Origin of the sequence: Streptomyces sp. NPDC089424 (genome assembly GCF_044749345.1) — a bacterium.
Lineage (GTDB): Bacteria > Actinomycetota > Actinomycetes > Streptomycetales > Streptomycetaceae > Streptomyces.
The window spans coordinates 198,469-219,478 of the sequence record NZ_JBIVHU010000004.1; the positions used below are offsets into that span (position 1 = coordinate 198,469).

21 protein-coding genes and 1 pseudogene are annotated in these 21,010 nt (G+C 67.4%); 10 read left to right on the top strand and 12 right to left on the bottom strand.

The window, feature by feature from the left end:
- Positions 1–126: 126 nt before the first annotated feature.
- On the top strand, positions 127–690 hold the full coding sequence (locus ACIP2X_RS20580) for a dihydrofolate reductase family protein (RefSeq protein WP_401674975.1): 564 nt from the start codon (positions 127–129) through the stop codon (positions 688–690).
- Positions 691–878: 188 nt separating this feature from the next.
- On the opposite strand, the pseudogene ACIP2X_RS20585 reads toward ACIP2X_RS20580, so the two are convergent.
- From ACIP2X_RS20585 to ACIP2X_RS20595, 3 genes and pseudogenes are all read right to left on the bottom strand, one after another.
- Positions 879–1,274, bottom strand: a pseudogene (locus ACIP2X_RS20585) (hypothetical protein).
- A gap of 39 nt (positions 1,275–1,313) precedes the next feature.
- Positions 1,314–1,616 (bottom strand): hypothetical protein, encoded by a 303-nt coding sequence (locus tag ACIP2X_RS20590; RefSeq protein ID WP_401675817.1) that lies wholly within the window; start codon positions 1,614–1,616, stop codon positions 1,314–1,316.
- Between the two features lie 58 nt (positions 1,617–1,674).
- Positions 1,675–2,010, bottom strand: a complete 336-nt coding sequence (locus ACIP2X_RS20595; RefSeq protein WP_401674978.1) for a hypothetical protein — start codon at positions 2,008–2,010, stop codon at positions 1,675–1,677.
- Between the two features lie 144 nt (positions 2,011–2,154).
- Between ACIP2X_RS20595 and ACIP2X_RS20600 the strand changes: the two genes are divergently transcribed.
- Positions 2,155–2,628: a hypothetical protein gene (locus ACIP2X_RS20600; RefSeq protein WP_401674980.1), complete on the top strand. Its 474-nt coding sequence runs from the start codon at positions 2,155–2,157 to the stop codon at positions 2,626–2,628.
- A gap of 22 nt (positions 2,629–2,650) precedes the next feature.
- On the opposite strand, the gene ACIP2X_RS20605 is transcribed toward ACIP2X_RS20600, so the two are convergent.
- The 3 genes from ACIP2X_RS20605 to dnaB all read right to left on the bottom strand — a co-directional run bounded on the left by ACIP2X_RS20605 (position 2,651) and on the right by dnaB (position 5,717).
- Positions 2,651–3,073 carry a LysR family transcriptional regulator gene (locus ACIP2X_RS20605; RefSeq protein WP_401674983.1) on the bottom strand — a complete coding sequence of 141 codons (423 nt, stop codon included), beginning with the start codon at positions 3,071–3,073 and terminating at the stop codon, positions 2,651–2,653.
- A 256-nt stretch (positions 3,074–3,329) separates the two neighbouring features.
- Positions 3,330–3,953 (bottom strand): TnsA-like heteromeric transposase endonuclease subunit, encoded by a 624-nt coding sequence (locus tag ACIP2X_RS20610; protein WP_401674986.1) that lies wholly within the window; start codon positions 3,951–3,953, stop codon positions 3,330–3,332.
- A 285-nt stretch (positions 3,954–4,238) separates the two neighbouring features.
- The gene (gene dnaB, locus ACIP2X_RS20615) at positions 4,239–5,717 is read right to left on the bottom strand and encodes a replicative DNA helicase (protein WP_401674989.1); all 1,479 of its coding nucleotides are present in this window, start codon (positions 5,715–5,717) and stop codon (positions 4,239–4,241) included.
- Positions 5,718–6,177: 460 nt separating this feature from the next.
- Here dnaB and ACIP2X_RS20620 point away from each other — a divergent pair, with 460 nt between their 5' ends.
- On the top strand, positions 6,178–7,515 hold the full coding sequence (locus tag ACIP2X_RS20620; RefSeq protein ID WP_401674993.1) for an MATE family efflux transporter: 1,338 nt from the start codon (positions 6,178–6,180) through the stop codon (positions 7,513–7,515).
- A 162-nt stretch (positions 7,516–7,677) separates the two neighbouring features.
- Here the strand turns inward: ACIP2X_RS20620 and rplI are convergent, their stop codons facing one another.
- From rplI to rpsF, 4 genes are all read right to left on the bottom strand, one after another.
- Positions 7,678–8,124, bottom strand: coding sequence for a 50S ribosomal protein L9 (rplI, locus tag ACIP2X_RS20625; protein ID WP_401674995.1), 447 nt, complete (start codon positions 8,122–8,124; stop codon positions 7,678–7,680).
- Between the two features lie 18 nt (positions 8,125–8,142).
- Positions 8,143–8,379 carry a 30S ribosomal protein S18 gene (gene rpsR / locus ACIP2X_RS20630; RefSeq protein ID WP_003949403.1) on the bottom strand — a complete coding sequence of 79 codons (237 nt, stop codon included), beginning with the start codon at positions 8,377–8,379 and terminating at the stop codon, positions 8,143–8,145.
- Positions 8,380–8,435: 56 nt separating this feature from the next.
- Positions 8,436–9,029: a single-stranded DNA-binding protein gene (locus ACIP2X_RS20635; protein ID WP_401674998.1), complete on the bottom strand. Its 594-nt coding sequence runs from the start codon at positions 9,027–9,029 to the stop codon at positions 8,436–8,438.
- Between the two features lie 75 nt (positions 9,030–9,104).
- Positions 9,105–9,395: a 30S ribosomal protein S6 gene (rpsF, locus tag ACIP2X_RS20640; protein ID WP_019324683.1), complete on the bottom strand. Its 291-nt coding sequence runs from the start codon at positions 9,393–9,395 to the stop codon at positions 9,105–9,107.
- 263 nt (positions 9,396–9,658) lie between these two features.
- On the opposite strand from rpsF, the gene ACIP2X_RS20645 reads away from it, so the two are divergent.
- From ACIP2X_RS20645 to ACIP2X_RS20655, 3 genes are all read left to right on the top strand, one after another.
- Positions 9,659–9,967, top strand: coding sequence for a hypothetical protein (locus ACIP2X_RS20645; protein ID WP_401675001.1), 309 nt, complete (start codon positions 9,659–9,661; stop codon positions 9,965–9,967).
- A 190-nt stretch (positions 9,968–10,157) separates the two neighbouring features.
- Positions 10,158–11,279: a peptidoglycan bridge formation glycyltransferase FemX gene (femX, locus tag ACIP2X_RS20650; protein ID WP_401675003.1), complete on the top strand. Its 1,122-nt coding sequence runs from the start codon at positions 10,158–10,160 to the stop codon at positions 11,277–11,279.
- A gap of 108 nt (positions 11,280–11,387) precedes the next feature.
- The gene (locus ACIP2X_RS20655; protein ID WP_401675005.1) at positions 11,388–12,419 is read left to right on the top strand and encodes an alanine racemase; all 1,032 of its coding nucleotides are present in this window, start codon (positions 11,388–11,390) and stop codon (positions 12,417–12,419) included.
- Between the two features lie 91 nt (positions 12,420–12,510).
- On the opposite strand, the gene ACIP2X_RS20660 is transcribed toward ACIP2X_RS20655, so the two are convergent.
- Complete coding sequence (locus ACIP2X_RS20660) at positions 12,511–14,010, bottom strand: glycosyltransferase family 87 protein (RefSeq protein WP_401675007.1); 1,500 nt, start codon at positions 14,008–14,010, stop codon at positions 12,511–12,513.
- Positions 14,011–14,141: 131 nt separating this feature from the next.
- Entirely contained in the window at positions 14,142–16,850 is a 2,709-nt protein-coding gene (locus ACIP2X_RS20665) for a transglycosylase domain-containing protein (protein WP_401675010.1), read from the bottom strand.
- 376 nt (positions 16,851–17,226) lie between these two features.
- On the opposite strand from ACIP2X_RS20665, the gene ACIP2X_RS20670 reads away from it, so the two are divergent.
- From ACIP2X_RS20670 to ACIP2X_RS20685, 4 genes are all read left to right on the top strand, one after another.
- On the top strand, positions 17,227–17,910 hold the full coding sequence (locus ACIP2X_RS20670; protein WP_401675013.1) for a helix-turn-helix transcriptional regulator: 684 nt from the start codon (positions 17,227–17,229) through the stop codon (positions 17,908–17,910).
- A gap of 45 nt (positions 17,911–17,955) precedes the next feature.
- A complete protein-coding gene (locus tag ACIP2X_RS20675) occupies positions 17,956–19,038 on the top strand; it encodes an inositol-3-phosphate synthase (RefSeq protein WP_401675015.1) in 1,083 nt (360 codons plus the stop codon).
- Between the two features lie 74 nt (positions 19,039–19,112).
- On the top strand, positions 19,113–20,375 hold the full coding sequence (locus tag ACIP2X_RS20680) for an MFS transporter (protein ID WP_401675018.1): 1,263 nt from the start codon (positions 19,113–19,115) through the stop codon (positions 20,373–20,375).
- Between the two features lie 131 nt (positions 20,376–20,506).
- On the top strand, positions 20,507–21,010 hold the full coding sequence (locus ACIP2X_RS20685) for a hypothetical protein (RefSeq protein ID WP_401675021.1): 504 nt from the start codon (positions 20,507–20,509) through the stop codon (positions 21,008–21,010).

Below are 21,010 nucleotides of genomic sequence, written 5' to 3' on the forward strand. Positions count from 1 at the left end.
CGTCCGCGATCCACCCCTGGCCAGACTGCGGGGCCGCGGTGGGCAGGCGGGCCTGATCGCGCACCGATGCGTTTCCCGTGCCGCGTCGGTGCGTACCCGGAGTCCGACTCGCGGAAGGCTGGCGGCATGCGGAGACTGATCTACGGCATGAACCTGAGCCTGGACGGATACATCGCCGCGCCCGGCGACGACATCGGCTGGAGCGTGCCGAGCGACGAGCTGTTCCGGTTCTGGTCCGACCAGTTGCAGGCGACCGAGCTGACGCTGTACGGGCGCAAGCTGTGGCAGACGATGAGTTCCTATTGGCCGACCGGCGACCAGCGGCACGACGCCACCCCGGCGGAGAGCGAGTTCGCGCGCCGCTGGCGGAACATGTCGAAGGTGGTGTTCTCCTCGACGATCGACAAGGTCGACTGGAACTCCCGCCTCGTCACCGGCGACGCCGCCGCCGAGATCACCCGGCTCAAGGCCGAGGACGGCGGCCCGATGGACATCGGCGGCGCGACGCTCGCCAGGGCGGCCCTGCGCGCCGGGCTGATCGACGAGTACGTGCTGGCCACCGCGCCGGTCCTGGTGGGCGGCGGCACGCCGTTCTTCACCGTGCTGGACAGCTGGGTGAACCTGAGTCTGGTGGAGACGCGGACGCATCCCTGCGGCGTGATCCTGACCAGGTACGAGCCGAGGCGCTGAGTACCCGTCACGCGGCCCGACCGCCTGCCGGGTCGTACGTCGAACATGTAGGTTCTCGCTTTCGGTGTCATGTGCCGACGCTGTGACCTGGACGTCCCTCTTCAGTCTCACGGCATGTCGGTCGGCATCTGTCTCAGATCAGTGTCATTTCCTCAGACTGTCCAGCCGCCCCACCACTGTCCGGGGCGTCACGAACCAGCGTCGGCAGCCGTCCGTTCCATCCACTCCCGCACCCTCACTGCTTGCTCGATGCGGTTGACGATGTCCTTCTTGGATGCCGTGTCCAAGGTCTCCGGGATCTTGTCGAAGGTGTCGGGAAGGACGTCGAGGAGACCCCAGATCTGCTCGCCGGTGCTGACGGTCAGCAGTTGCTGGCACCTCCACTGCAGCGGCACCTCGGGACGGTGCGTGAGCCGCTGCACGAGTGTCGGGAACAGGTAGTGCGTCGCTTCTGCGGCGAGGTGTTCTCGTAGCCAGTCGACCGGGAGCCGCTGGCTGAAGCCATGCATGGCAGCCTCCTAGGCCAGGTCCAGGAGCTGAGCGGTGTCGACGGCCCGGACGGTGCGGGGAAGGGTCGGGTTCATGTCGCGATGATGCCAAGAAGCCAGTGCGGCGCCGAGAGGTCAGCTGGTCCGGGATGCGATCTGCTGACGGGCAGGGCCCCAGACATCCTCGAACTCCTCGAAGGTGAGTTGTTCGGGGTCGTGGCCTTCCCATTCCGAGACGGGCAGCTCAGCGGTGATCCCGAACCTGCTGTCGTACTCGTCGAGGTGGCCTGCGTCGCGGGCCCGCTGCCACTCGGCGAGAGAGGCAGCTGCGATCGGGGTCAGCTCAGGCCCTTCGAGTTCGACCTGCCGGATCACCCAGCCTTCGGCGTCGACCTCGAAGTAGAACCAGGTGTCTTCCTCGTCCCAGTAGCAGCGCATCCATGTGGTCACCAGGCCATGATGCCGGGCCGGATGCGCCGCCCTACTCCGCTCTGTCTCATGACTGGGCGATGAATCCTGCGGATCGGTCGAGCTGGAAAGGAGAACCGACCCGGGTTGGATCCCAGCCTTGATCCCGTGCCTCTCGAATGCTGGCAGCAACGTGAGCCGGACGAATGGGCTCCGTCGCGACGCCCACCCAGTTGCTGGGATGGGCCTGACCGCTGGTGACGATCAAGGTCGTGCCCGGCTGGCTGTCGCTGGCCGCTTCAACCGCATAGGTCATCGGTGTCCAGCAGAGTCCCTGCATGTAGGAGGGCTTCCTGCGGATCCGCCAGCGGTACTCGATCCCGTCAACGGTTATGCGCCGGGAACCCTTCTTGTTCAGCGCCATCTTCGCCTCCTCCGCTGTTGGACTCTAGGGCCGTGCAATAGGTCCGTCTCAGCCGGAATCTTCCGGGCCGCCGGGCAGCACGCCAAAACCCGAGTGCCGTGCAGGCTGTGGTCGCCGTAGTGTCCCAGGCGAAAGGCGGTTCCGGTGGAGATTACGGTTCAGTGGATCAGGACGTCCTGGACGAAGCACTCCAGGGGCGGTGACGCTGCTGCCCGTAGGAACTCAGCGCCAACGGGGTTCCTGGTGTCACCAGTGCCGTCTTCCTTCGCCCAGGTCATCCAGATGTCCGAGCGTGACGGTTTCGAGCCGCACGAGAGTGAGAGGGACTTGCGCCAGGTCGGACTCAGCTTGCGAGACGAGGGCGATCGGCTCCGCGTGCTGGCGCGTGTGGAGCCGTTGTTCGGATTGCCGCCGCGCCCGCGGCGGCCGCCGGCGGTGCGCCTGGTCCCGGGGCAGTGGGTCCGTTGGCAGTTGAACTATCGGTTCAGTAGCGCCGCCGGAATACGGGACTGGTCGTACTGGCTCGACACGTTCAACGTTGCCTATGGGCCCGTCGACCCGAACGTCTTCCTGTCGGAGCCGACCATTCTGGTCAATGAGTGCGGTCCTGTTCGATAGCCGACCGCCGACGATCGGCTGGTCATGGGTTCTGCCTGGAGGCGGGAGGAATGCCGGTCTCGATGGTGTTGCCGCCTGGTCGGAGGCCTTCGCTGTCGGTCAGCGCGTCCATCACGGCTTGTCCGGCCTTGGTGGGGCGGAGTGATTCGCCCCGGCGGGGGCGGATGTAGAGCTGGACGCCCAAATCACCTTCCAGGGCAGCAAACTGGGTGTAAAGGACCGAGCGAGTGGTTCCGAGCTGGCGTGATGCCTCGGCGAGGGTGCGATGCTTCATGGCTTCTCGAAACCGCTGAAGGCGGCCCCAACAGCGCCGATCTGTGAGGGCCGGCCTGATCAGCGGCGGTACTGAGTCGAGTTCCGATTGACTCACGGCCCGGCGTCCGCCGCGTGGACGGAGTGCGATGCCCATGGCCCGGAGGCGGCGTGTCAGGGTCGTTGGGCTCATGTCCAGCTCACAGCTGGCTCAGCACGACACCAGCGACGTCTTCGTCGTCGTCACCGGACGGGCCCGGAGCATCCGGGATCACACGAACTCGATCAGACAGCAGCAGCTCCTTCACTGCCAGTCTCAGCAGCTTCCCGCGGCCGTTCTTCAGTACCGCCTCGTTGCCGTTCGCGGTGATCGCCAGCTCGATGACCTCAACGGTCTCGCCGTCATAGCGGAACCGTGTACCAACCCCCCACGCGGACTCCGGCCCAGCTCACTTCGAAGCCTTCAGAACGTGATGACCGCTGAGCGGGGTAGTCAAGTCGGTGACCAGCTCACCACGCCAGAGAAGGTGAAGGACCCCAGCACGGACCTCCTCCGGTTCCCGTCCGGCGAGTGCGTCATCGAGTTCGCCAAGTGTCCGGCAATCCAGCCCCATCGCTCGAAGTTCGTCGAGCAGGAGACCATCGAAAAGCCAGTCACGTCGGTACCCGGCGAGGAACCGAAGGTTCTCGAGTTCCGCCGGCGCAGGTTCGCTCCACACGACGTATCGCCATCCGCGTGTCTCCACCAGCCGCCGCGTCCAGTCGAAAGTGAACGCCACCTCTGGCTTGGCCACCCGGTGCCTCGGCTTGACGTCGACCACGACCGGACCGTCCTCGCTGATTAGCAGGTAGTCCGGAATGTGTTTGCGAACCTTGCTTTCCACCTCGGCTTTCAGCAGGAAGGGCTGAGCAAGGATGTGGCGGACGGATGGGTCGAAGTCGTCAAACAGCAGTCGAGCAAGTTCATGGTCGAGGACCAGTAAGTGCCCGAGTAGTGCTTCTGGCCGTCGTACCACCGGAATGTCCGCCATGGAGACGCTCTCGCTAACGTCGCGCTGCTGACGCTCTCCCACGGCTCGTCTTCGAACCCCTGGCCCGATGTACGGAACACACCATTGCCGACTCAACTGGCACGAGCACCCCCACTCCCGGAGCATCAGGTTCGATGCGATCAAGCAGTCGGTGACAGCCTGGGCCGTACGGCAGTACGTGCACCAAGAGAGCTTGGAACGTCCACACGTTTGAGCGAATCCGGCCTCAAGAGTCTGGCCAATCTCACGACGATGTCGTATCCGACATCCATCCGACATCGATCGTGAGATTCCGACACGGAAAATGAGGCCCTACAAACAGCTCGGTCAGGTCTGGGCCATGTCCACGAAACGGGAGTAGTGGCCCTGGAAGGCCACCGTGATGGTGGCGGTCGGGCCGTTTCGGTGCTTGGCGACGATCAGGTCCGCCTCGCCCGCGCGGGGCGACTCCTTCTCGTAGGCGTCCTCGCGGTGCAGCAGGATCACCATGTCGGCGTCCTGCTCGATGGAGCCGGATTCGCGCAGGTCGGAGACCATCGGCTTCTTGTCGGTGCGCTGTTCGGGACCACGGTTCAGCTGGGAGAGCGCGATGACCGGGACTTCCAGCTCCTTGGCAAGGAGCTTGAGGTTACGGGACATGTCCGAGACCTCCTGCTGACGGCTCTCGGCGCGCTTGGAGCCGCCGGACTGCATCAGCTGGAGGTAGTCGATGACGACCAGGCGGAGGTCGTTGCGCTGCTTGAGGCGGCGGCACTTGGCGCGGATCTCCATCATCGACAGGTTCGGGGAGTCGTCGATGTAGAGGGGAGCGGCGGAGACGTCGGGCATCCGGCGCGCCAGCCGCGTCCAGTCCTCGTCGGTCATCGTGCCGGAGCGCATGTGATGCAGTGCGACACGGGCCTCGGCGGACAGCAGACGCATCGCGATCTCGTTGCGCCCCATCTCGAGCGAGAAGATGACGCTCGGCAGGTTGTTCTTGATCGACGCGGCCCGGGCGAAGTCCAGCGCCAGCGTCGACTTACCCATCGCGGGACGCGCGGCAATGACGATCATCTGGCCCGGATGCAGACCGTTGGTGAGCGAGTCGAAGTCGGTGAAGCCCGTGGGCACCCCGGTCATCTCACCGGTGCGCGAGCCGATGGCCTCGATCTCGTCGAGCGCGCCCTCCATGATGTCGCCCAGCGGCAGGTAGTCCTCGCTGGTGCGCTGCTCGGTGACGGCGTAGATCTCGGCCTGGGCCCGGTTGACGATCTCGTCGACGTCGTCGTCGGCCGCGTATCCCATCTGAGTGATACGGGTGCCGGCCTCCACCAGCCGGCGCAGTACGGCCCGTTCGTGAACGATCTCCGCGTAGTACTCGGCGTTCGCCGCGGTCGGCACCGTCTGGACGAGCGTGTGCAGATACGACGCCCCGCCGACCTTGTTGATCTCACCGCGCTTGGTGAGCTCGGCGGCGATGGTGATGGGGTCGGCAGGCTCGCCCTTGGCGTAGATGTCGAGGATCGCCTGGTAGATCGTCTCGTGCGCGGGCTTGTAGAAGTCGTGTCCCTTGAGGATCTCCACGACGTCGGCGATGGCGTCCTTGGACAGCAGCATGCCGCCCAGCACGGACTGTTCGGCGTTGAGGTCCTGTGGCGGCACCCGCTCGAAGGACGAACCTCCCCCACCGTCCCAGGAGTCGCCCTCCCGGCCCCGCTCGTGTTGTTCCTCTCTGCCTCGGCCGCCGTCCGGACGGCGGCGGGAGGGCAGACGATCGCTGGGACCGCTGTCGGCCCACGGGTCGTCCAAGGGCTCGGAAATGCTCACCGAGCCACCTCCTCCCGTCCGCCGAGCGGACCTCGCCGTGCCCCTCTTTTCTACGGCACGGCACTGACAACTAAGAGGCCCGGCTCCGGTTCTGACGCGTCGGTTTTGTGACGGTTCCACGAGCCGGCGGAGGGAGCGGGCGCCGGACCACGTTAGGCCCCCGGGCACCGTCAGCCAATCTGGTTATCCACAGGCCATGTGGACGACGGCCCCGATGCTGTGGAGAACTCCGCGAAACCTGTGCACGACACGGTGGACAGGCCTGTGAACAAGCCCGCATCGCCTTCTGGTTATCGCCCCCGACCTGCAACTTTCCCGTCCACCGGCTGTGCAGAAGAAAAACTTCCCCGGTCGGCCCAAGATCGCTTCGAACAGTGCGCGACACTACGCTGAGCGACGGACTGAGTAAGGGTCACATCGGCATTGCATCTCTTACCTGTGGAAGATTAGATTGGTGCTCATGACACAGGCTCCCGCGACCTCCCGGGCCGGCCGGCGACACCACGATCGAGAGATCGTCTCGCTGGCCGTTCCGGCTTTCGGCGCCCTGGTCGCCGAGCCCCTTTTCGTCCTCGCCGACAGCGCGATCGTCGGCCATCTCGGCACCGCTCAGCTCGCCGGACTCGGCATCGCGTCGGCGCTCCTCACGACCGCCGTCAGCATTTTCGTCTTCCTCGCCTACGCCACCACGGCGGCCGTGGCCCGCCGGGTCGGCGCCGGTGATCTCCCGGCAGCCATCCGCCAAGGCATGGACGGCATCTGGCTGGCCGTGCTGCTCGGGGCCGGTGTCATCGCCGTCGTCCTGCCCACGGCACCGTTCCTCGTGGAACTCTTCGGCGCCTCGGACACCGCGGCCCCTTACGCGATCACATACCTGCGGATCTCTTCCCTCGGCATCCCCGCCATGCTCGTCGTCCTGGCCGCGACCGGAGTACTGCGTGGCCTGCAGGACACGAGGACACCGCTTTACGTCGCCGTTGGAGGCTTCGTCGCCAACGGCGTCCTCAACGTACTGCTCGTCTACGGCGCCGGCTTCGGCATCGCCGGCTCCGCCTGGGGGACGGTGATCGCCCAATGCGCGATGGCCGCGGTCTACCTCGTGGTCGTCGTCCGCGGCGCCCGTAGACACGGCGCCTCGCTACGACCGGACGCCGCCGGGATCAGGGCGTCCGCACAGGCCGGCGTGCCTCTGCTGGTCCGCACGCTCTCGCTCCGGGCGATCCTGATGATCGCGACAGCGGTCGCGGCGCGTCTCGGTGACGCCGACATAGCCGCGCACCAGATCATCCTCTCGCTGTGGAGCCTGCTGGCCTTCGCGCTCGACGCCATCGCGATCGCCGGGCAGGCCATCATCGGGCGCTACCTCGGCGCCGACGACCCCCAGGGAGCACGCGACGTCTGCCGCCGCATGGTGCAGTGGGGCATCGCGGTCGGCCTGGTCCTCGGCCTGCTCGTCATCATCTCCCGCCCGGCGTTTCTGCCGCTGTTCACCAGCGACTCGACCGTGAAGGACGCCGCTTTCCCCGCCCTGTTGGTGGTGGCGCTCTCCCAGCCGATCTGCGGAGTCGTCTTCGTCCTGGACGGCGTGCTGATGGGCGCCGGCGACGGCCCCTATCTCGCCTGGGCGATGCTCGTCACCCTGGCGGTCTTCACGCCCGTGGCGCTCCTGGTGCCCACCGCCGGAGGAGGGCTCACCGCACTCTGGGTGGCCATGACGCTGATGATGACGGTCCGCCTGCTCACCCTGTGGCTTCGCACCCGCTCGGGCCACTGGCTCGTCACCGGAGCGACCCGCTGAGCGAAACTGCTGGGGAAGTAGACGGAGTTGTACCCGCCTCGGTGTTTCACGTGAAACAGCGCTGATTGCCGATGTTTCACGTGAAACGCCCGACGACACCACGCGAGTGGGGCCGCACCCCGAAGGGTGCGGCCCCACTCACTGCTTCAGCGAACGCAGCACTCAGGCGGCGACGACCTCGACGTTGACCTTGGCGGCAACCTCGGGGTGCAGACGCACGGACGTCTCGTGGGCGCCCAGCGTCTTGATCGGCGAACCGAGCTCGATGCGGCGCTTGTCGACCTCGGGGCCACCAGCAGCCTTGATCGCCGAGGCGACGTCGGCCGGGGTGACGGAACCGAAGAGACGGCCGGCGTCGCCGGAGCGAACGGCCAGACGGACCTTGACGCCCTCGAGCTGGGCCTTCACCTGGTTGGCCTGCTCGATGGTCTGGATCTCGTGGATCTTGCGAGCACGACGGATCTGCTCGACGTCCTTCTCGCCACCCTTGGTCCAGCGGATAGCGAACTTCCGCGGGATCAGGTAGTTGCGAGCGTAACCGTCCTTGACGTCGACGACGTCGCCCGCGGCACCGAGGCCGGAGACCTCGTGGGTGAGGATGATCTTCATGAGTCGGTCACCCTTCCCTTATCGCGCGGTGGACGTGTAGGGCAGCAGCGCCATCTCACGGCTGTTCTTCACGGCCGTGGCGACGTCACGCTGGTGCTGCGTGCAGTTGCCGGTCACGCGGCGGGCACGGATCTTGCCGCGGTCGGAAATGAACTTCCGCAGCATGTTCGTGTCCTTGTAGTCCACGTACGTGACCTTGTCCTTGCAGAAAGCGCAGACCTTCTTCTTCGGCTTGCGCACAGGCGGCTTCGCCATGGTGATTCTCCTGTGTGATCAAGAAGTGTGGGTGGGCCCACCTTCGGCCGTGAGGCCTAGAAGGGGGGCTCGTCCGAGTAGCCGCCACCGCTGCCGCCGGAGCCACCGCCCCAGCCGCCGCCACCGCCGCCGCCCTGGTTGCCGCCGGCGGGAGCGCCTGTCGCCCAGGGGTCGTCGGCAGGAGCGCCGCCGGCCTGCTGGCCGCCACCGGGGCCACCGCCCCAGCCGCCGCCACCCTGCTGGCCGCCACCGCCACCGCCGCCGTAACCGCCCTGGCCACCTCGGCCGGCGGTCTTGGTGACCTTGGCCGTGGCGTTGCGCAGGCTGGGGCCGACTTCCTCGACGTCCAGCTCGAAGACCGTGCGCTTGACTCCCTCACGGTCCTCGTAGGACCGCTGCTTCAGCCGGCCCTGCACGACGACGCGCATGCCTCGCTGGAGCGACTCGGCGACGTTCTCCGCCGCCTGGCGCCAGACCGAGCAGGTCAGGAACAGGCTCTCGCCGTCCTTCCACTCGTTGGTCTGACGGTCGAAGGTCCGGGGCGTGGACGCGACACGGAACTTCGCGACCGCCGCACCGGAGGGGGTGAAGCGCAGCTCGGGGTCGTCGACAAGATTGCCGATGACCGTGATGACGGTCTCGCCTGCCATGGGGGAACCTCTCGGCGGGTTTGCTGCTGGCTGCTGGTGGTGCTACTCGAATCCCGGGATCAGCTGAGCGAGAGCTCAGTGGGTCTCGGGACGGAGGACCTTGGTCCGGAGGACCGACTCGTTCAGGTTCATCTGGCGGTCGAGCTCCTTGACGACCGCAGGCTCGGCCTGCAGGTCGATGACCGAGTAGATGCCCTCGGGCTTCTTCTTGATCTCGTACGAGAGACGACGACGGCCCCAGGTGTCGACCTTCTCGACCTTTCCGCCGCCGTCACGGACGACAGAGAGGAAGTTCTCGATCAGCGGGGAGACAGAGCGCTCCTCGAGATCGGGGTCGAGGATGACCATCACCTCGTAGTGACGCATGTGGAACCCACCTCCTTTGGACTCAGCGGCCACGGTCGTTCCGTGGCAGGAGGGTCGTGATGCGTAGCAACGGTATCGGCCACCACTGACAGTCGGAGGCCCTTGTCGGGGCTTCCTGCCAGGGCCTGGGCAGACACCGGTGCGGACGGTACAGAGTACCCGCACAGCGGCTTCCGGTTGAAATCCGGCCGTGGTGCCCGTCAATCTGTACACGTCGGGTGTGTATGGCGCTACGATGCGCCGTTTTCCGCAGGAGGTGCCCTATGGCACAGGCTTTGCGACCCAACACCGCCGGATCCCTGCTCGCCACGGACGGGAAGCGGCGTCCCCTCCAGGACACGCTGCTCTGGGTGACCGCTGTCCTCGGGGTGACCGCGTTCGTGACGGCGATGTTCGACAGCCTTCATCTGATCAGCTCCTGGACCGGTCTGGTGGGCATCCTCACCGGTGCCTACGGCCAGTGGATCTCGGAGACGACCCGCGCACGCTTCGCACTGGTGATGGGCCTCGGTGCCTCGGCCATCGGCTTCTTCCTGGGCATGGCCCACGGAGGACTCTTCGGCGGTCTCTGACCCGTCCGGCCCCCTGCCCTCCGACCGGACGCCGAGCCCCCCAGGGCCCGCAGCGCACCGCCGCGGCCATGTCCGCCGCGGCGAAGGTGACGCACGCCCAGTGAGGGCGGTCGTGGGGCGCAGTAGGCTTCGGCGCGAGAGCCGGAGCCCCTGAACCCATGGGGACACACCAGCCCGAGGAGCGCCCCGAATGAGCCTGACCCTGAGGACCATCAGTCGAGAGCAGCATCTGGCCTATGTCCAGAGCCTGCCGTCGGCTAGCCACATGCAGGTCCCGGCCTGGGCTGACGTCAAGGCGGAGTGGCGTTCCGAGAACCTCGGCTGGTTCGACGAGCGGACGGGCGAGCTCGTCGGCGCGGGACTGGTCCTCTACCGCCAGCTGCCCAAGATCAAGCGCTACCTCGCCTACCTTCCCGAGGGCCCGGTCATCAACTGGTTCGCGCCGAATCTGGACGACTGGATCCAGCCGATGCTTGCCCACCTCAAGCAGCAGGGCGCCTTCTCCGTGAAGATGGGCCCGCCGGTGATCATCCGGCGCTGGGAGGCCACGTCCATCAAGAGGGGCATCCAGGACCCGGACGTCAAGCGCCTGCGCGACATCGAGGCCGACTTCATCGAGCCGCGCGCTTTCGAGGTCGCCGACAAGCTCCGTCGGATGGGCTGGCAGCAGGGTGAGGACGGGGGCGCCGGCTTCGGTGACGTGCAGCCCCGCTACGTCTTCCAGGTGCCGCTGGCGAACCGCTCCCTGGAAGAGGTCCACAAGGACTTCAACCAGCTGTGGCGCCGCAACATCAAGAAGGCCGAGAAGGCCGGCGTCGAGGTCGTCCAGGGCGGCTACCAGGACCTGGAGGAGTGGCAGCGGCTGTACGAGATCACGGCGGTGCGCGACCACTTCCGGCCCCGCCCGCTGTCGTACTTCCAGCGCATGTGGACGGCCCTCAACAGCGAGGACCCCAACCGCATGCGGCTGTACTTCGCCCGCCACAACGGAGTGAACCTGTCTGCGGCGACGATGCTGATCGTCGGCGGGCACGTCTGGTACTCCTACGGCGCCTCGGACAACATCGGCCGTGAGGTCCGGCCCTCGAACGCGATGCAGTGGCGGATGCTGCGCGACGCCTACGCGCTCGGCGCCACCGTCTACGACCTGCGCGGCATCTCCGACTCGCTGGACGAGTCCGACCACCTCTTCGGGCTGATCCAGTTCAAGGTCGGCACCGGCGGGCAAGCGGCCGAGTACCTCGGCGAGTGGGACTTCCCGCTGAACAAGCTGCTCCACAAGGCGCTCGACATCTACATGTCGCGCCGCTGAGCGACGCCGGCGGCACCACCGCCGGCCTGGGCAGCTCAGTTCGCTGCCCCACCCCCGACACACCGCAGCTGACTCACCGCAGCCACCAGAAAGGTTCCAGGTCCGGCCATGGCGCTCACGCTCTACGTCGACACCGCGCGCTGGCGGGCGCACCACAAGCACGTGCAGGAGCAGTTCCCGGGTCTCGTCCCGGTCTGCAAGGGCAACGGCTACGGCTTCGGACACGAACGCCTGGCGGAGGAGGCCACTCGTCTGGGCTCGGACGTCCTCGCCGTCGGCACGACGTACGAAGCCGCGCGCATCAAGGACTGGTTCGGCGGCGACCTGCTGGTGCTGACGCCGTACCGCCGGGGCGAGGAGCCCGTGCCGCTGCCGGACCGGGTCATCCGCTCGGTCTCGTCGATCGACGGCGTGTACGGCCTCGTGGGTGCCCGCGTCGTCATCGAGGTGATGTCCTCGATGAAGCGGCACGGCATCAGCGAGCAGGACCTCGCGCAGCTGCACTCCGCGATCGAGAACGTCCGGCTGGAGGGCTTCGCCATCCACCTGCCGCTGGACCGCACCGACGGATCCGACGCCGTCGAGGAGGTCATCGGCTGGATGGACCGGCTGCGCGCCGCCCGGCTCCCGCTGCACACGATGTTCGTCAGCCACCTCAAGGCCGAGGAACTGGCCCGGCTGCGGCAGCAGTTCCCGCAGACCCGTTTCCGTGCCCGTATCGGCACCCGGCTGTGGCTCGGGGACCACGACGCCACGGAGTACCGCGGCGCCGTGCTGGACGTCACCCGCGTCGCCAAGGGCGACCGTTTCGGCTACCGGCAGCAGAGGGTGGCGTCGGACGGCTTCCTGGTGGTCGTGGCGGGCGGTACGTCGCACGGGGTGGGCCTGGAGGCCCCCAAGGCGCTGCACGGCGTCATGCCGCGCGCCAAGGGCGTCGCCCGCGCCGGTCTCGCCACGGTGAACCGGAACCTCTCGCCGTTCGTCTGGGGCGGCAAGCAGCGCTGGTTCGCCGAACCCCCGCACATGCAGGTGTCCATCCTCTTCGTGCCGTCGGACGCCCCGGAGCCGAAGGTCGGTGACGAGCTGGTGGCCCATCTGCGGCACACCACCACGCAGTTCGACCGCATCGTCGACCGCTGACGGCGGCCACCTGCCCCGACAGCCCGAAAGGCCGTACACGCCGTCCGCGTGCACGGCCTTTCCCGTCGGTCCGCCCCGAAGGTCTGTTCGCTCAGAGCGAACCGTCCGCCGCCTTGCCGTTGCCCCACTCCACGTGGGGCCCCTCGAACTGGGCCGCGTGCCGCGGGGGATGAGCCGCGGCACCGAGGACGAACACGTCCTCCGCGCGGTCGAGCACACCCCCGGAGGGATCGTCCTCACCGTCGCGGCGCACCACGTCCCGGTCCGGCATGAGGATGTCGCGCACGACGAGGACGCACAGGTACAGGGTCCCCAGCAGGTGTACGGCGATCGCCCAGTGATAGCCGTCGGTCGGCAGTCCCTTGTGGGCGTCCCCGCTGGTCGTGTACGCGAGGTACATCCAGATCCCCAGGAAGTACGCCACTTCGCACGCCTGCCAGATCAGGAAGTCCCGCCACTTCGGCCGGGCCAGCGCGGCCAGCGGGACCAGCCACAGGACGTACTGCGGTGAGTAGACCTTGTTGGTGAGGATGAACGCCGCGACGATCAGAAAGGCCAACTGGGCGAAGCGCGGACGGCGCGGCGCGGTGAGGGTGAGTGCCGCGATGCCCACGCAGCACAGCAGCATCAGAAGCGTGGCGAGGGTGTTGACCGTCTCGGTGCTGAGCGGGTCGCTGGAGTTCTGCACCAGGATCAGCCAGAAGGATCCGAAGTCGACACCCCGCTCCTGGCTGAACGTGTAGAACTTCGACCAGCCCTCGAAGGCGAAGAGCATCACCGGCAGGTTCACGACCAGCCAGGCGACGCCCGCGCCCGCCAGTGCCTTGCCGAAGTCCCGCCACTTGCCGGCACGCCAGCACAGCACGAACAGCGGCCCGAGCAGGAAGAGCGGATAGAGCTTGGCGGCCGTGGCGAGGCCCAGGAGCACGCCGAAGGCCACGGAACGGCCCCGAGCCCACATCAGCATCGCCGCGGCCGTCAGAGCGACCGCCAGCAGGTCCCAGTTGATGGTGGCGGTCAGGGCGAAGGCGGGTGCCAGGGCGACCAGCAGGCCGTCCCAAGGGCGGCGCGCGTGCGTCCGGGTCACACAGACGGCGATGACGGCCACGCAGACCATCAGCATCCCGGTGTTGACCATCCAGTACCACTGCTGCTGGTCCTGGATGCTGCCGCTGCCGGGCGTGATCCAGGCCGCGACCTCCATGAACACACCGGTCAGCACCGGGTACTCGAGGTACTCCATGTCGCCGGGGAGTCGGTCGAAGTACGGCACCAGCCCCTCGGAGAAGCCGCGCCCGCTGTACAAGTGCGGAATGTCCGAGTAGCAGGCGTGCGTGTACTGCGAACTGGCTCCGTAGAACCAGGCGCCGTCGTAGCAGGGTGCCTTCTGGACCAGCCCGAGGACGAAGACACCGATCGCCACGAGCACGATCACCCGCACCGGAGTCCACCAGGACGTCCCGAGCAGGGCGCGCCGTCCGAGGGGACCGCCGATCAGCTCGCTGCCACGCGCGGCGACCTCGTCGACCCTGGTGGGCCGCACCGGGTCGGGCTCGCGCTCGCTCGCTTGCGTCGTCTGTGCACTGGGCATGGGGCACATCCTGCCGTACGTGTCCGGGAATACGACGAGGGCCGCCGCACCTGTCAGGTGCGGCGGCCCTCGTTTCACGTGAAACAACGATCCGGTTTCACGTGAAACACCCACGATGGGCGATACGTCGGCTACTCGTCCGGGCCTCCGAAGAGCCCGCCCTGGCCGCCGTTGTTGTTACCGCCACCGTTGTTGTTACCGCCGTCCTCATCCGTCTCACTGGGTGAGGGCGACGTCGTCACACCACCGTCGGTACCACCCGCGTCCGTCCCGCCGGGCCCGGTGCCACCGGTCTCGTCGCAGTCCCAGTCGAAGGGACGGCAGGTCTCGGTCACCGAGGGCGAGGGAAGGACCTCGGACTCCGTGGGCGTCGGGGTGGGCGACGGGCTCTCCTCCTCGGTCTCGGTGACCGAGGGAGTCGGCGTCGGGATCGGGTCCTCGTTGAGCACCTCTCCGATGGGCTCGGGAACGGGGAACTTCACGACCGGCTTGCCCTTGAGCGCCAGCTCCATGTAGTCGTGCCAGATCTCGGACGGGAACGAGGCACCGTGAATCGACTCCTGACCACCGGTGCCGTACATCTCCAGGAACGTACGGTTCTTGATGTTCTCGTCGTCGGGGTAGCGGAACATGCTGATCGCGGTGGACAGCTGCGGGGTGTAGCCGACGAACCAGGCCGACTTGTTGCCGTCGGTCGTACCGGTCTTGCCGGCCACCTCCCGGCCCGTGAGCTGGGCGTTGGTGCCCGTTCCGTCCTCGACCACGGTCTTCAGCACGTCGGTGACGTTGTCGGCGACCTTGGAGCTGAAGGCCTGCTTGGCCGACGTCTCGTGCTCGAAGAGCGTGCCGTCCTTGTCGGTGACCTTCTGGACGGAGTACGGGTCGCGCTGCTTGCCGCTGGCGGCGAAAGTGGCGTACGAGCCCGCCATGCGGATCGCGCTGGGGTCGGAGATGCCCAGGGAGAACGACGGGTAGTCGATGCCGGCCAGGCTGCTCTCCAGGACACCCGAGTCGGTGGCGGCCTCCTTGACCTTGTCCAGGCCGACGTCCATGCCGAGCTGCACGTAGGCCGAGTTCACCGAGAACTGCATCGCCTCACGGAGGTCGATCTTGTGGTTCGGTGCGTCGCCGTAGGTCTCGTCACCGTCGTTGACCTGCAGCCACTCCTTGCCCTTGTCGTCGTGCCAGACCGACTTGTCGTAGTTCTTGATCTTGAGCTTGTTCTTGCCGCTGTACAGGCTCTTGGGGGAGACGACGGTCCGCTCGTCCTGGGCCTGGGTCGGCCCGAGGTCGGGATCGCGGACACCCCACTTCATGGCCGCCGCGAGCACGAACGGCTTGAACGTCGATCCGACCTGGGCGCCGGTCTCGTTGGCGTTGTTGGTGAAGTGCTTGGTCGCGTCCTCACCGCCGTAGATCGCCACGATGGCGCCGGTGGCCGGATCCACGGAAGCGCCGCCGAACTGGACGTGCGTGTCCTTGTCCGGCCGCTTCTTGGGATCGATGTTGGCCTTCTGGACCTTCTTGACCGACTTCTCGAGCGCGTCGATCTTCTTCTTGTCGAAGGTCGTCTTGATCGTGAGACCGCCCTCCCGGAGCTTGCGCTCGGTGACGCCGGTCTTCTCGCTGTTGTTGACCAGGTAGCCGTTCGCGAGGTCGACCAGGTAACCGATCTGCCCGCTCAGGGCCCGGTTCGCCCGGGGGTTCTCGACCTTGGGCAGCTTGGTGTGCTTGGCCCGCTCCGCGGCGTCCAGATGGCCGTACTCGACCATCTTGTCCAGCGTGTCCTGCATCTGCCGCAGCGCACGCCGCTTGTTGGCTTCCTCGGTGGCGGCGGGGTCGATGGACGTCGCGCCGGCCGGGTCGTAGTAGGTGGCGCCCTTGAGCATGGCCGCCAGGAAGGCGCACTCGCCCGCGTCCAGGTTGATGGCGTCCTTGTTGAAGTACGCCCGGGCCGCGGCCTGGATACCGAAGGCGCTGCGGCCGTAGTAAGCGGTGTTGAGGTAGCCCTCCATGATCTTGTCCTTGGGGATGGAGGCGCCCACCTTGATGGAGACGAAGAGCTCCTTGAACTTACGCGTGGCCGTCTGGGACTGGTCGTCCAGCATGGCGTTCTTGACGTACTGCTGGGTGATGGTGGAACCACCCTGCGTCTCGCCGCCCCGGGCCATGTTGAACACCGCGCGGGCGATGCCCTTGGGGTCGATGCCGCTGTCCGTCTCGAAGGTCTTGTTCTCCTGCGAGATGACCGCATTTCGCATGTTCTTGGGGATCTGCGACAGATTGATGATCTGCCGGTTCGTCTCCCCGCCCGTGGACACCATCTCGGAGCCGTCGGCCCAGTAGTAGACGTTGTTCTGTGCCGTGGCTGTGTCGGCGACGTTGGGCACACCCACCATGGCGTATCCGATGCCCGCGACGGCGATCATGCCGCCGAAGAAGCCCAGGCACAGGCCGGAGAAGAGTTTCCAGGAGGGGGTCCAACGGCGCCAGCCGTCGCGGCCGGCACGCGGATAGTCGATGATCCGCTTCTTGTCGGAGGCGGCACGCCCTCGACCCGGTCCGGCCGCGGCCGCGCGTCGGCCGCCCCGGCCGGGGTCTGCTGGTCTGCGGCGACTGCCACCACTCCTCTGTGCCGCGCGCCGGGCCTCGGCTCGGCCGGTGTACGGCCGCTCCTCGCCTCCCGGCCCAGAGGAATCCGACGCGTACGCGTCGGAAGGAGACCCGGTGGCGCCTCGCGGTGCCGCACGGCGGCCGGAGGACGAACCGGACTGGCCGCGTCGGGCCGCGGCACGTCCGCCTCCCTGCGGCTGCGGCGGTTTGCGACGGTGCTCGCTCATCGAACGACTACTCCTAGGGCAGGCGCACCCTGGCGCGCCTGGAAACGGCGGCTGGTTTCCGGTCCCCCCGAAGTACGGATGTGGTCGGTTCCTCATTCACCCGTACTGCACCGGGGACAAGGACGCCCCCGGAGGCAACTTGGTTCCCGGTGGTGTGCATGCCGCACAGACTACGCAGCTCCAAAACGCGCCTAGTCCTGAAGTTCACCCCAAAACAGGCAACTTGCTTCTCACGAATCAGTGATGTGACGCCGTTCACGATTCCCCCTCTTGTCGCATTCAAGGAGGCGTTCTATCGTGCTGATGTATCGAGTCGATACATCAGCTCGGCATAGAGACCGTGACGGCACACGACCGCGGCAGTGAGGAGGCGACCATGAGCCGGCGTTCCGGGATCCTTGAGTTCGCCGTCCTCGGCCTGCTCCGCGAGTCCCCGATGCACGGCTACGAGCTGCGCAAACGGCTCAACACGTCACTGGGTGTGTTCCGGGCGTTCAGCTACGGGACGCTTTACCCCTGCCTCAAGACGCTGGTCGCCAACGGCTGGTTGATCGAGGAGCCGGGAAACACCACCGAGGACGCCCTCGCCGCTCCCCTCGCCGGACGTCGCGCCAAGATCGTCTACAGGTTGACGGCGGACGGTAAGGAGCACTTCGAGGAGCTGCTCGCCCAGACGGGTCCGGACGCGTACGAGGACGAGACCTTCGCCGCCCGGTTCGCCTTCTTCGGCCAGACCTCCCGTGACGTACGCATGCGCGTGCTGGAGGGCCGCCGCAGCCGGCTGGAGGAGCGCCTGGAGAAGATGCGCGCCTCCCTCGCCCGCACCCGGGAGCGACTCGACGACTACACGCTTGAGCTCCAGCGCCACGGGATGGAGTCCGTGGAGCGCGAGGTGCGCTGGCTGAACGAGCTCATCGAGAGCGAGCGGGCCGGGCGGGACCTTCACGGTTCCGCCGCCGGGGGGTCCGCTCCGCAGGACACCACATCTGGAGCGTCGGGCGACCTGCCCCGGCCCGGGGACACCACCCGGCCGGATTCGCCCGACGACACCGCCACGTGAGGCCCCCGTCAGGGCCTCACCGAATACACACAGGGAGCAACCGGAATGGGTTCGGTTCGCGTAGCCGTCGTCGGCGTGGGCAACTGCGCCGCGTCGCTGGTGCAGGGAGTCGAGTACTACAAGGACGCCGACCCGGCGTCCAAGGTCCCCGGCCTGATGCACGTCCAGTTCGGCGACTACCACGTCCGTGACGTGGAGTTCGTCGCCGCGTTCGATGTCGACGCGAAGAAGGTCGGTCTCGACCTCGCGGACGCCATCGGCGCCTCGGAGAACAACACCATCAAGATCTGCGACGTTCCGAGCACGGGCGTGACCGTCCAGCGCGGCCACACCCTGGACGGTCTCGGCAAGTACTACCGCCAGACCATCGAGGAGTCCGCCGAGGAGCCGGTCGACGTCGTCCGGATCCTCAAGGACAAGCAGGTCGACGTACTCGTCTGCTACCTGCCCGTCGGCTCCGAGGCGGCGGCGAAGTTCTACGCCCAGTGCGCCATCGATGCCAAGGTCGCCTTCGTCAACGCCCTCCCGGTCTTCATCGCCGGCACCAAGGAGTGGGCGGACAAGTTCACCGAGGCCGGTGTCCCGATCGTCGGCGACGACATCAAGTCCCAGGTCGGCGCCACCATCACGCACCGCGTGATGGCGAAGCTGTTCGAGGACCGGGGCGTCATCCTGGACCGCACGATGCAGCTGAACGTCGGCGGCAACATGGACTTCAAGAACATGCTCGAGCGCGAGCGCCTGGAGTCCAAGAAGATCTCCAAGACGCAGGCCGTCACCTCGCAGATCCCCGACCGGGACCTCGGCGAGAAGAACGTCCACATCGGCCCGTCCGACTACGTCGCCTGGCTCGACGACCGCAAGTGGGCCTACGTCCGCCTGGAGGGCCGTGCCTTCGGTGACGTCCCGCTGAACCTGGAGTACAAGCTCGAGGTCTGGGACTCCCCGAACTCGGCCGGTGTCATCATCGACGCCCTGCGCGCCGCGAAGATCGCCAAGGACCGCGGCATCGGCGGCCCGATCCTCTCCGCGTCGAGCTACTTCATGAAGTCCCCGCCGGTGCAGTACTTCGACGACGTGGCCCGCGAGAACGTCGAGAAGTTCATCAAGGGCGAGGTCGAGCGCTAAGGCTCTCCCTCTCCGGGCAGAGGGTCCCCGAGGCAGTGCGCCCGGGGACCCTCCCCGTATGTGAGGCTGTGCCCATGGCCGTCGTACGCGATCTACGCGTCCTGCTCCGCTTCCGGAACTTCCGGCGCCTGCTCGCCGTGCGGCTGCTGTCCCAGGGCGCCGACGGCGTGTACCAGGTCGGCCTCGCCACCTACGTCGTCTTCTCCCCGGAGCGGCAGACCTCGCCCGTGGAGATCGCCTCGGCCATGGCGGTACTGCTCCTTCCCTACTCCCTGGTGGGCCCGTTCGCCGGCGTCCTGCTGGACCGCTGGCGCCGCCGCCAGGTCTTTCTGTACGGCAACCTGCTGCGCGCCCTGCTCGCGTCGGCGACGGCGCTGCTGATGATCAGCCAGGTCCCGGACTGGCTCTTCTACGTCTCCGCCCTGTGCGTCACCGCCGTCAACCGGTTCGTCCTCGCGGGCCTGTCCGCGGCGCTGCCCCGCGTCGTCGACGAGGACCGCCTCGTGATGGCCAACTCCCTCTCCCCGACGGCCGGGACGCTCGCCGCGACCGCCGGCGGCGGCCTCGCCTTCCTCGTACGGCTGGTTTTCGCGGACTCGGACGCCGCCGTGGTGCTGGTCGGCGCCGCGCTGTACCTCTGCTCGGCGCTGGCGTCCCTGCGGATCGGGCGCGAACTGCTGGGCCCCGACCGCACACTGGTGCCCCGTCGCCTCGGGCCAGCGCTCACCGGCACAGCCCGCGATCTCGTGGCGGGCCTGCGTCATCTCACCGCTCCCGCACGGCGGGAGGCCGCCTGGGCGCTGGCGTCGATGACGCTGATGCGCTTCTGCTACGGCGCCCTGACGGTCATGCTGCTGATGCTCTGCCGATACGCCTTCAGCGCGAACACCGACGACGGACTCGCCCTGCTGGGGCTGGTGGTGGGTGTTTCGGGCGCCGGCTTCTTCGTGGCGGCGGTGCTGACGCCGTGGGCAGCCGGCCGATTCGGTCCCGGACGCTGGATCGTGCTCTGCGCGGCCTTCGCCGCCGTCCTGGAGCCCGCGCTCGGCCTGCCCTTCGCCATCGGGCCGACGCTCGTCGCCGCCTTCGTCCTGGGCCTGACCACCCAGGGCGCGAAGATCTCCACGGACACGCTGGTGCAGTCGGCGGTCGACGACGGCTTCCGCGGCCGGGTCTTCTCGCTCTACGACGTCCTGTTCAACGTCGCCTTCGTCGCCGCCGCCGGAGTGGCCGCCCTGATGCTGCCGCCGGACGGACGCTCGGTGCCCCTCGTCCTGACGGTGGCGGTCATCTACGGGTTGGTTGCGGCGACTATGGCCCGCTTTGCACGCCAGTAAGTGTCACATCAAAGACACAGAGTCACTCCTGGCTGCCGAGTTGTCAGTGTGGCGCTGTAACTTACGTGCGTCTTATGCGCGGGGGGCTGCTCCCACGCTTCTCACGTCTACGTTTCCAGGGGGACCCCCAAGTGACCACTCCGCCGCCCCAGGGCAATCCGTACGCACAGGGCCAGCAGCCGCAGGGCCAGCAGCCCCAGGGCCAGAACCCCTTCGCCCAGGGCCAGAACCCCTACGCGCAGGGCCAGCCCCCGCAGCCCGGATTCCCGCAGCAGGGCGCCCCGTACGCGCCGGTCCCGCCGGAGCAGCCGCGCCGCAAGCTGGGCTTCAAGCAGATCAAGAACATCGTGGTGGGTGTCGTGGTCGCCGGTGTCGTGATCGGCGGCTTCATAGCCAGCCGCGACGACGCCAACACCGCGTCGGTCGGCGACTGCATGAGCATCTCCAACCCGGACAGCATCACCGACCCGGACCTGGAGGTCGTGGACTGCGGCGACGCCAAGGCGGCGTTCAAGGTAGCCGACAAGAAGGATGGCACGTCGGAAGGGTGCGACCGCACCAAGTACAGCGAGTACACCGAGACGGGCGGCAGCAGCGACTTCACGCTGTGCCTGGAGGAGCTCTCGGCCCAGTAA

Coding starts and splice junctions, on each gene's coding strand:
- ACIP2X_RS20620 (WP_401674993.1), top strand. CDS start 6,178: ATGACACAGGCTCCCGCGACCTCCCGGGCCGGCCGGCGACACCACGAT.
- ACIP2X_RS20670 (WP_401675013.1), top strand. CDS start 17,227: ATGAGCCGGCGTTCCGGGATCCTTGAGTTCGCCGTCCTCGGCCTGCTC.
- ACIP2X_RS20660 (WP_401675007.1), bottom strand. CDS start 14,010: ATGCCCAGTGCACAGACGACGCAAGCGAGCGAGCGCGAGCCCGACCCG.
- ACIP2X_RS20675 (WP_401675015.1), top strand. CDS start 17,956: ATGGGTTCGGTTCGCGTAGCCGTCGTCGGCGTGGGCAACTGCGCCGCG.
- ACIP2X_RS20680 (WP_401675018.1), top strand. CDS start 19,113: ATGGCCGTCGTACGCGATCTACGCGTCCTGCTCCGCTTCCGGAACTTC.
- ACIP2X_RS20655 (WP_401675005.1), top strand. CDS start 11,388: ATGGCGCTCACGCTCTACGTCGACACCGCGCGCTGGCGGGCGCACCAC.
- ACIP2X_RS20645 (WP_401675001.1), top strand. CDS start 9,659: ATGGCACAGGCTTTGCGACCCAACACCGCCGGATCCCTGCTCGCCACG.
- ACIP2X_RS20595 (WP_401674978.1), bottom strand. CDS start 2,010: ATGGCGCTGAACAAGAAGGGTTCCCGGCGCATAACCGTTGACGGGATC.
- rpsF (WP_019324683.1), bottom strand. CDS start 9,395: ATGCGTCACTACGAGGTGATGGTCATCCTCGACCCCGATCTCGAGGAG.
- ACIP2X_RS20635 (WP_401674998.1), bottom strand. CDS start 9,029: ATGGCAGGCGAGACCGTCATCACGGTCATCGGCAATCTTGTCGACGAC.
- ACIP2X_RS20665 (WP_401675010.1), bottom strand. CDS start 16,850: ATGAGCGAGCACCGTCGCAAACCGCCGCAGCCGCAGGGAGGCGGACGT.
- femX (WP_401675003.1), top strand. CDS start 10,158: ATGAGCCTGACCCTGAGGACCATCAGTCGAGAGCAGCATCTGGCCTAT.
- ACIP2X_RS20590 (WP_401675817.1), bottom strand. CDS start 1,616: ATGCGCTGCTACTGGGACGAGGAAGACACCTGGTTCTACTTCGAGGTC.
- ACIP2X_RS20605 (WP_401674983.1), bottom strand. CDS start 3,073: ATGAGCCCAACGACCCTGACACGCCGCCTCCGGGCCATGGGCATCGCA.
- rpsR (WP_003949403.1), bottom strand. CDS start 8,379: ATGGCGAAGCCGCCTGTGCGCAAGCCGAAGAAGAAGGTCTGCGCTTTC.
- rplI (WP_401674995.1), bottom strand. CDS start 8,124: ATGAAGATCATCCTCACCCACGAGGTCTCCGGCCTCGGTGCCGCGGGC.
- ACIP2X_RS20580 (WP_401674975.1), top strand. CDS start 127: ATGCGGAGACTGATCTACGGCATGAACCTGAGCCTGGACGGATACATC.